The organism is Anaerolineales bacterium (genome assembly GCA_022866145.1).
GTDB lineage: Bacteria > Chloroflexota > Anaerolineae > Anaerolineales > E44-bin32 > PFL42.
Genome location: JALHUE010000110.1, coordinates 1 through 8,973 on the forward strand (window position 1 = coordinate 1; position 8,973 = coordinate 8,973).

Genomic DNA, 8,973 nt, shown 5'->3' on the forward strand with positions numbered 1-8,973 from the left:
CGCCGAATCCCTTCCAGGTTCCACAGGCTGGTCAGAGCGGACGGATTCGGCCCCAGGCCGCACAGGTCAGGAGCATGCGCCACCACCCGGGGCGGAGCGGCGATCGACAGGCCGGGTCGTTCATAGGCCAAGATCGCCCCCATCGCCTGCACGGCCTCAACCCGGCGCTCGCCCTCGGGCCGAGAGAGCAGAAGGCTGCGGCATTCGGCATCGTAGCCCGGCTGCGTGAAGCCTGTAGCATTGATCCCCAGCGGCTGCGACTGGCTCGGGATCTCCCAGCTGGCATACGACTCACACAGGGGCGTCAGCAGCGTCGGCCACGACCAGATGACCGTCTCGAAGGTGCGCCCCAGCACCGGCCCATCCGGCCACGGCTCCGCCAGGTCGTTGGCGCTCGTCGCCTCCACCACAATCCCAATGCCGCACTCGGCCAGCTGCGACTGCAGGGCTTGCCCCAAGGTTCGGCCCGCCTCTCCCTCAGCCACAGTCAGCCGGAAGGTCAACGGTGCGCCGGGCGGGATGCCCAGGCCGCCCGACCACAGCCGCGGTGTGGCGGGGTCACCGTCGGAGTCCAGCCAACCCGCCTTTGCGAGCGCTTCGTTGGCCTGCGCCGGATCATGGGGGGTAGTCTGACCAGAGCCTGCCAATGGATGGCCCGGCGGCAGGCCGCCCATCGGGATCCCACCCAGCCCCGCGTACAACTCGCCATTCAGCGATTCCCTGTCCAGACAGGTGTCTACCGCCTCGCGCACGTGGCGATCGTAGGCTGGGGGATGGGTTTGCAGTCCGACGGGGGCAAGATTGAAATCCAGGCGAGTCACCAGGGTGCCGGTCGAGGCGGCCAGCCCCAGCCTTCCCGCCTCCGAGTACCCCGCCAGGGTTTCGAGCAGCCCAGGCGCCGGGGCCGGTTGACCCCGCCCCTCCAGCAGCACGGCTTCGTCCAGTACGTCGCACTCTGTGGTCAGCAGCTGCTGGACCCCCGCCTCGGGACCGCCGGTGACAAACCGAAACAGCAGCCGATCAAAGGCCGGCAGCCCTTCCTCCGCCCGGAAATAACGCGGGTTCCTCTCCAGCAGGATGTGCTCTCCCGGAAGCCACTCGCTGACCACGTACGGACCCCAACCCACAGGGGCCCGATTGGCCTGCTCCTGGTCGAGCACCTCTTCCGGGGACAGCCCGCCCAGAAGGTGGGTTGGCAGCGGAGACCAGAAGTTGCCCGAAAACTCGGCATCGACGAAACCGGGGATCCCCGTCCAGCGCACGGTCCGCTCATCCAGCGCCTCGTAGCTCTGGGTGCGATCGAACACGAACTTGAGCGAGGGGGTAGCGCTGGCCCCGTCGAGCTGATACGACAACACCGAGTCGGCGGCCGTGAGCGGTGCCCCATCCGACCACTCTAGCCCCTGGCGAAGCTGGAAATCCGCCGCCAGCTGGTCCATCTGGACTTCGCCTCCCTGGAAGGCGCGCAGACAGGCTTCGTTCTCACACCCGGATGGGACGTACATCTTGCCCGGCCGGAGGTTTTCCGCCAGCTGGGTGATCGGGTTCCAGTAGATCTCGCCGGAGAGGACCGGGACCGGCACGATCGCCGCATCCCCATCGGCCAGGGAGGGGACCTTGTCCAGGATCACAGGCTGGTAGACGAAGTCCAGCAGATCGACCGGGCCATCGTAGATCGCCTGCAGGACCACATCGGTGGCGACATTGGTGTCGGCATACAGGTAGAGCGATGCCGGCTCTTCGGCCAGACACACGACCAGGGTCTCGGGGGGAGGCGGCACCTCGGTCGGCTTGCTGGTGGTGGGAGGCGTGGGAGATAAGCCCAGGGTGAGGGGGAAGTCCGCCGGGGAAGGACCTTGGCAGCCGGTCCACATCAGGCCGCAGCCTAGGACCAGGGCCGAGAAGAACACCAGTCGGTGTCGGCGCATTATCGATCCTCCCGGGTAGACCGGGGTGCCAACCCTGCCGGAGTCGAATCCGGCTGGCGCCGGATCTGATCGAGCACACGCCGATCGGCCTGGGAGAGCGGCGCCTGGTCGAGCAGGTCGGGCCGGCGCTCAAGGGTCCGGCGGAGCGACTGAGCCCGGCGCCAGGCGTCAACGCGAGCGTGGTCGCCAGAGACGAGCACCTCTGGCACGGCCCAGTCCCGGAACACCGCTGGACGCGTATATTGCGGATACTCGAGCAGCCCCTGGGCGTGCGAATCGTCCTCGGCGCCGTCCACAGCACCCAGCGCTCCGGGCAGCATGCGGGTGACGGCGTCAATCACGATCAGCGCCGGCAGTTCTCCGCCTGTGACCACGTAGTCTCCGATGGAGACCTCCGCCGTCGCCAGATGCCGCCGCACCCGTTCATCGACCCCTTCGTAGCGTCCGCAGATCAGCGCCACCCGCTCACAGGCAGCCAGGCCCCGCGCCATCTTCTGATCCAGCACGTCGCCCTGGGGTGTGAGCAGGATCACCGGCACCCGCCCCAGGTCATCTCCGAGCACGGCCTCTACCGCCCCGAAGATCGGCTCGGGCTTCATCACCATTCCGCCGCCTCCGCCGTAGGGCGTATCGTCCGTGGTGTGATGTTTGTCGTGGGTGTACTGGCGAAGATTGTGCAGGCGCACATCGAGCAGACCGGCAGCCTGTGCCCGGCCGAGCATACTGGCCTTGAGATAGGCCTGCATGACGTCTGGCAGGATGGTGAAGACGTCGAATCTCATCCAGGCTTCCGGAGTTCGCCCATCCGTCCCACGAAGTTGCACTGCCGGGGCCCAGCGCGGTCGCCGCCACCTGTCCGCACCTGGCCGGGGGAGGAATTATAGTGCGGGCGGGCGGCCCGCTCTCACCTGTTCCAGGATCGAGCGCGTCGAGTGGAATCCGATGGGCGGGAGCTCATCGAGCGCAAAGAAGCCCGTCTGCTCGGCATCGTCACCGGCGCTCAGGGCGCCGCCGCAGATCTCGCTCCAGTATACGATCACAATCGTGGAAGGGTGCTCGCCGACCGAAGGCTCGAACACGACATCCGCCACACCGCCCACCCGCACTTCCAGGCCGGTCTCCTCGGTCACCTCTCGGGCTGCGGCCAGGCGCGGATCCTCTCCCGCATCCACGTATCCGGCGGGGAGTGTCCACGTCCCTTTCTCAGGGGAGTTCCGGCGCTGAACCAGCAGGATCCTTCCGTTCTCCATCACCAGTGCGGCCGCGGCCACCTTCGGATCCAGGAAATGGATCCGGCCACAGCCAGTGCACACGGGCCGTAGGGCCCCGTGCACGTCCTGAGGGGCGGTGGGCGCCCCGCATGCCGGGCAGTAGCTCGAGTTCAGCATCGTCTCTCAGACGATCCGGCGGGCCCGCACTGTTAGCACCCCCAGAATCACGCCCAACAGGGCGAGTGCGCCTCCGATCAGCCGCAGGGGGCGAGCGACCCAGCCCGACCCCCGAGCGGGAGCCTCTGGCTGGGGCACGCTCTCCAAGGCATTGGCGAAGGTCGCATCGGCTTCTTGGCCTTCGTCCTCGGCCTCCGGCGCGGCGGGAGGCGCAGCGGGCGCGGTCGCCTCAAGCCCGGCCGCCTGCCCGACGGCCCCGGCTTTGAGGGACGGTTCAATCGTGGCGGCCGCAGTGGCCGTGGCGAGGCTGTCCACCGCGCTGCGTTCGGCCTCAGCCTCGGCCTCAGCCAGTGGCGGCAGCGCGGCTGGCGCGGCGGCGGAGTCGAGCAGCATCTCCGCCGCAGCCTCCGGGGGGGGTTGTGCTTGAACCTCCTCCGCAGGCGCCGAGGTCTGGAGCGCTGCCGGCAGGGCGGCAAACCGCAGGGCATAGGTATCCAACCCGAATGCCAGCACGAACCCCAGGGCCGCCAGGGCGGTTGCCAGGCGAAGCCGGGGGTAGGCCGCTTTGGCTGGCCGCCGCCCGACCATCTCGGGCGTGAGCGTGAAGTTGCGGGGCACTCGGATTCTGGGGAGCATCCCCAGGCCGGCACGGATCTCGCTCAGTTCCTGCAAGGCCGCGCGCAGGCTGTCGTCGGCCCTCAGGCTGGACTGCAGAGCGGCTTCGTCTGCCGGCGACAAACCGCCATCCAGAGAGGCCGAAAGGGTCTCAAGCATATCGGGGGAAAGCGCGCTGAAGCGGCTCATTTCGAATTCTCAGCAGACAGACGCAGCGCGGCAGGCAGAAGTTCCCCATACTGCCGGAGGCAATCGCGCAGGCGGGCCCGGGCCCGGGCGACGCGGCTCTTGACGGTGCCGACGGGCTTGCCGATCGCCGCCGCCGCCTCCAGGTAATCGTGGCCCTCCACATCCACTAGGACCGCTGCCATCCGAAACTCGGCCGGGAGACGCTGCAGGCAGTCTTCAATGGCCCGGTTGAGCTCGGCCCGCAAGGCCTCGCGCTCCGGTCCGGCCTGAGGGTCGGCAATTCGTTCCCAGGCGTCCGGATGGTCGGCATCGTCCTGGTCGTAGTCGTCCAGCGACTCGGCCGGCCGCCGCTTCTCGCGGCGCAGGCTGTCGTAGCACGCATTGGTCACAATCCGCAGCAGCCAGGCGCGGAAGGAACCCCCGCGATGGTCCTTCAAGTGCTTGAAGGCTGATATGAACGCCTCCTGAGCAGCATCGGAGGCAGCAGCTGGGTCCCCCAGGATGCGGTAGGAGACGTTGTAGACCGCCGTCTGGTGGGCCAGCACAAGGCGGTTGAAGGCGTCGAGATCGCCGCCTCGGGCGTCCTCGAGCAATCGATTTTCGTCGAGCATGCGAGTCATCATAGCCGGTCCGGGAGTCGCAGGCAAGCGCCGCATGCCGTCAAGGCTCTCTGGGCGCGCCCGGGCCCCCGAGCCCGCTGTGCTGCGCCACCGCCGGCAGCCACGGCCGCCTCTGCCGCCCACAGCGCGGGGTCAGGATGAGATGGCGTATACTCCGCGTGATGACCCTCAAACAGCAGCTGATGAACTCACCCAGGCACCTGCAGCCGATGTCGGGCTCGCCGGCCGCCATTCGCTGAACGAACGATGCGAAGGCTCACCTGCCTCGTCTGGATGGCGCTCGGGGCTGCGGCCTGTTCGCCGACTGCCCTTCCCCCGATGGCAACCCCTTCGGCGACACCGCCGGGGCTGCCGCCGGCTACTCCCCAAGTGCGTCGGGTCACCCCCCAGCAGGCGACGGAGACCCCGCTCTTGCCCTCCGCCACGCCCTCCAGTGGGTCTCCCCAGCCCTCTCCGACTGCCACCCCGACGCTGGGACCGGGGCAGCAGATCTCAACGATCGATGGCGCCCGGGTGCAGCGCGTTCCGGCCGGCGACTCCTGGATGGGATCGGCCGACTCGGAGCTCCTGACTGAGCCCGACGAGCTTCCGCAGCACCGCGTCCGCCTGCAGGCATTCTGGATCGATCAGACCGAGGTCACCAATCGGCAGTATGCACTGTGTGTCTCGGCGGGCAAGTGCGACCCGCCGCCGGCAGAGCTCGAACTTGGGGATGAGCAGGCTTACTATGCTGCGCAGGAGTTCGCCGACTACCCTGTAACCAACGTCTCCTGGGTGCAGGCCGAGGCGTACTGCCAATGGACGGGGCGACGCCTGCCATCGGAGGCCGAGTGGGAGCGAGCGGCACGCGGTCGCGATGCACGCATCTACCCCTGGGGCTGGTTCGGCCTAGTGATGGACGATCGCCTCAACTTCTGCGATCAGGAGTGCCCGTATCCCTGGCGCGATGCTCGTTTGAGCGACGGCCACGCCCGGACGGCGCCCGTCGGATCGTATCCCAGGGGCGCCAGCCCGTACGGCGCCCTGGATATGGCCGGCAATGTCTGGGAGTGGGTGAGCGACTGGTACGACCCCGCCGCCTACAGCTCGGAGCTCGCCGAGCAGCCGGCCGGACCGGATCAGGGACGGTACAAAGTGGTGCGCGGCGGGTCCTGGCTCGACGGGACCCTGGGAGACCACATGGCCTTCGCCCGGGCGGCGAACCGCCACTGGCAGCCGCCCAACGCCAGCCAAAGCTACATCGGCTTCCGTTGCGCCGCCTCGGCGCAAGACCTGAACTAGCTGGCCGCAGCCCGAGACCCCCTCACAAGTCGCCGGTGCAGGCTTCTCCTCGCCCGGACAGCCCCACAGCCCTTGCCCCTTTCAGCGGCCGGCGCTCACCAACCCGCACAGCCCGCCTCAGCTCAGCGAGGGGATGTTTCCTGACCGATGCAATCAGCGGTGGAGATAGGGATCGATTGTCGTGAGCAGCTGGTTCCAGGTGAATGGCTTGGGAAGGAAGCCATCGGCGCCTGCCAGCATGGCCGCTTCCCGATCTTCCGGGCGGACCCGGGCGCTGACGACGATCGTAGGGATCGAACGCAGGCAGGGATTGGCCCGCACGTGGCGGACGAAGGCCAACCCGTCCATGCCTGGCATCATGACGTCCGTCAGGATCAGATCTGGTGTCGCCTCCTTGAGCATGCTCATCGCCTCGCCGGCGTCGTGCGCTTGATGGACGCGGACATCGGAGATGCCAAGCAGCTCGGAGACCACGCTGCAGAAGTCCGGCTCATCATCGACGACCATGACGCAGGGCGTGCCGTCACGGGGCGCCTTCGCCGGGTCCTCGGTGATGGTCATCCAGGATTCCACCTTAGACCCCGTTCTCGCGGACATGGCCTGTTGTTGCAGGATTGGTGCCGTCGGCGTGGCGGTGAGGGGCAACGGAGCGCCGGCCGGCGCTCCGTTGGGTCGAACCGATGCGGGCACAGGCGGAGCTAGCGGGACCGGAGCAGTTCCTCCTTCATCGCCCGCCCCAGGCGGAAGATCCCTTCATTGATCATCTCGATGCTGGCGTTGGAGAAGTTAAGCCGCATCGAGTGCTCCCCTCCCTGCTCGCCGGGATAGAAGGCAAAGCCGGGCACGTAGGCCACCTTGGCCTCGACGGCCTTGAGCAGGAAGTCGCGGGTGTTGATGGCTTCCGGCGCCCTGGCCCACAGGAACAGCCCGCCCAGCGGCTTGGTGTACGTCACCTCCTGGGGGAAGTGCTCGGCGATAGCGTCCATCATCGCATCCCGCCGCTGGCGGTACACCTGACGCAGCCGTCGGACATGCTGGCGCAGGATGCCTCGCTGGCAGATGTCATTGGCCACCATCTGCACAAAAGTCCCGGTGTGCAGGTCGGCGCCCTGTTTGGCCTGAACCAGGCGCTGGATGATGGGCTTGGGGGCGGTGATCCAGGCCAGGCGGATGCCGGGCGCCAGAGTCTTGGAGAACGTGCTGAGATAGATCGTCCGCTCGGGAGCCAGGCGGAAGATCGGGGTGATGTCCTCCCCTTCGAACCGGAGTTCGCCGTACGGGTCATCCTCGATGAGCACCAGGTCGTACTCGCGCGCCAAGCGCGCCAGATGCTGGCGTCGCTCGAGGATCAGGGTGTTGCCGGCGGGGTTGTGGAAGTTGGGCAGCTCATAGATGAAGCGCGGGCGGGTGCCTTGCTTCAGCAGCTTTTCCAGCTCATCAATCAGCGATCCATTTTCGTCCATCGGCACAGTGCAGTACTCGGCCTGGTAGGCGTTCCAGGCTTGCAGCGCCCCCAGGTAGGTCGGCCGGCTGCAGACCACGCAGGCGTCGGGATCGACGAAGAGCTTGCCGATCAAGTCCAGGCCCTGTTGCGATCCGTTGACGAGCAGGATGTTCTCGACCTCCACCAAGATGCCATAGCGGGACATGGCCTCCGCCAGATACTCTTTGAGGGGCATGAAGCCTTCGGTTGGGCTGTACTGCAGCGATGCCGGGCCGGCGGTTTCCAGGACGTAGCGGCAGGCCTCCTGGAACTCCCGCACGGGGAACAACTCGGGGGCTGGCAGGCCCCCGGCAAACGAGATCACCTCGGGTTGGGTGGTGAACTTGAGCATCTCGCGGATGACCGAGCTCTGCATCCGGCGGGTGCGCTCGGCCAGTCGGGACTCCCAGTCGATGTTCTCCACACTGCGGATGATCGGCTCCTCGGAGTGCATGCTTCCCTCCATGGGCTATGCTTCGATTGTCTGTCGACTGAGGTGGGAACGCAACATGGGCAGGTCACCCCAGGCCGAGGAGCATTGTCCGGTGTCGCCGGGGCGCCCAGGGGCCTGGCAGCCGGCCGGGAAAAGGCAGCGCGCCCTCTCGGGCGCGCAAACGAAAAGTCCCTTGGCAATGACCTACTCTCCCAGGCCGTCTCCAGCCAAGTACCATCGGCGCTAGCGGGCTTAACGGCCGGGTTCGGGATGGGACCGGGTGTACCCCCGCTGCTTCAATCACCAAGGGACGATTCAACATTGGTAATGTACAACTGAATAGCCAGGAAGAGCGTCGAGTTCTCCGCACCACGAGTTAAGCCCTCGGCCATTAGTACGCCTTGGCTGAACCCCTTAACGGGGCTTACACCTGGCGCCTATCAAGCAGGTGGTCTACCTGCGGCCTTACCCCCTTGACGGGGTGAGGGATCTAATCTTGGGGCGAGTTTCCCACTTAGATGCATTCAGCGGTTATCTCTGCCAGACGTGGCTACCCAGCCATGCCGTTGGCACGACAACTGGCACACCAGAGGTCTGTCCACCCCGGTCCTCTCGTACTAGGGGCAGCTCCCCTCAAATCCCTTGCGCCCACAGCGGATAGAGACCGACCTGTCTCACGACGGTCTGAACCCAGCTCACGTACCGCTTTAATGGGCGAACAGCCCAACCCTTGGGACCTTATCCAGCCCCAGGATGCGATGAGCCGACATCGAGGTGCCGAGCGAAGCCGTCGATGTGAACTCTTGGGCTTCACCAGCCTGTTATCCCCGGGGTAGCTTTTATCCGATAAGCCACGGCCCTTCCACTCGGTACCGTGGGATCACTAAGCCCGACTTTCGTCTCTGCTCGACGCGTTGGTCTTGCAGTCAAGCTCCCTTGTGCCTTTACACTCGATGGCTGGTTTCCATTCAGCCTGAGGGAACCTTTGGGCGCCTCCGCTACCTTTTAGGAGGCGACCGCCCCAGTCAAACTACCC

General features: G+C 66.6%; 8 protein-coding genes and 2 rRNA genes. 1 reads left to right on the plus strand and 9 read right to left on the minus strand.

The genetic code is table 11. The annotated features are described in order from the left end of the window. From MUO23_03490 to MUO23_03510, 5 genes are all read right to left on the minus strand, one after another. The coding region (locus tag MUO23_03490; GenBank protein MCJ7512019.1) for an ABC transporter substrate-binding protein at nt 1-1,928 on the minus strand (1,928 nt) is incomplete at its 3' end. Further along, nucleotides 1,928-2,710 carry a tRNA (guanosine(37)-N1)-methyltransferase TrmD gene (gene trmD / locus MUO23_03495; GenBank protein ID MCJ7512020.1) on the minus strand — a complete coding sequence of 261 codons (783 nt, stop codon included), beginning with the start codon at nt 2,708-2,710 and terminating at the stop codon, nt 1,928-1,930. The genes MUO23_03490 and trmD, both read right to left, overlap by 1 nt. A 96-nt stretch (nt 2,711-2,806) precedes the next feature. After that, nucleotides 2,807-3,199: an NUDIX domain-containing protein gene (locus MUO23_03500; GenBank protein ID MCJ7512021.1), complete on the minus strand. Its 393-nt coding sequence runs from the start codon at nt 3,197-3,199 to the stop codon at nt 2,807-2,809. A 123-nt stretch (nt 3,200-3,322) separates the two neighbouring features. Further along, entirely contained in the window at nt 3,323-4,120 is a 798-nt protein-coding gene (locus tag MUO23_03505) for a hypothetical protein (protein MCJ7512022.1), read from the minus strand. Then, on the minus strand, nt 4,117-4,731 hold the full coding sequence (locus MUO23_03510) for a sigma-70 family RNA polymerase sigma factor (protein MCJ7512023.1): 615 nt from the start codon (nt 4,729-4,731) through the stop codon (nt 4,117-4,119). Before MUO23_03510 ends, MUO23_03505 begins: the two co-directional genes overlap by 4 nt. A gap of 327 nt (nt 4,732-5,058) precedes the next feature. On the opposite strand from MUO23_03510, the gene MUO23_03515 reads away from it, so the two are divergent. Continuing rightward, nucleotides 5,059-6,021 carry a formylglycine-generating enzyme family protein gene (locus tag MUO23_03515; GenBank protein ID MCJ7512024.1) on the plus strand — a complete coding sequence of 321 codons (963 nt, stop codon included), beginning with the start codon at nt 5,059-5,061 and terminating at the stop codon, nt 6,019-6,021. A 153-nt stretch (nt 6,022-6,174) separates the two neighbouring features. Here MUO23_03515 and MUO23_03520 read toward each other — a convergent pair whose 3' ends face one another. The 4 genes from MUO23_03520 to MUO23_03535 all read right to left on the minus strand — a co-directional run. Beyond that, nucleotides 6,175-6,582, minus strand: coding sequence for a response regulator (locus MUO23_03520; protein ID MCJ7512025.1), 408 nt, complete (start codon nt 6,580-6,582; stop codon nt 6,175-6,177). Between the two features lie 137 nt (nt 6,583-6,719). Further along, complete coding sequence (locus tag MUO23_03525; protein ID MCJ7512026.1) at nt 6,720-7,958, minus strand: PLP-dependent aminotransferase family protein; 1,239 nt, start codon at nt 7,956-7,958, stop codon at nt 6,720-6,722. Nucleotides 7,959-8,128: 170 nt separating this feature from the next. Further along, a 5S ribosomal RNA gene (rrf, locus tag MUO23_03530) occupies nt 8,129-8,245 on the minus strand. A 64-nt stretch (nt 8,246-8,309) separates the two neighbouring features. Then, nucleotides 8,310-8,973, minus strand: a 23S ribosomal RNA gene (locus MUO23_03535); the annotation flags it as partial.

Bases quoted from the DNA above. Each gene is read 5' to 3' on its own strand.
- trmD (MCJ7512020.1), bottom strand. From the start codon at position 2,710: ATGAGATTCGACGTCTTCACCATCCTGCCAGACGTCATGCAGGCCTAT.
- MUO23_03505 (MCJ7512022.1), bottom strand. From the start codon at position 4,120: ATGAGCCGCTTCAGCGCGCTTTCCCCCGATATGCTTGAGACCCTTTCG.
- MUO23_03510 (MCJ7512023.1), bottom strand. From the start codon at position 4,731: ATGCTCGACGAAAATCGATTGCTCGAGGACGCCCGAGGCGGCGATCTC.
- MUO23_03515 (MCJ7512024.1), top strand. From the start codon at position 5,059: ATGGCAACCCCTTCGGCGACACCGCCGGGGCTGCCGCCGGCTACTCCC.
- MUO23_03520 (MCJ7512025.1), bottom strand. From the start codon at position 6,582: ATGACCATCACCGAGGACCCGGCGAAGGCGCCCCGTGACGGCACGCCC.
- MUO23_03525 (MCJ7512026.1), bottom strand. From the start codon at position 7,958: ATGCACTCCGAGGAGCCGATCATCCGCAGTGTGGAGAACATCGACTGG.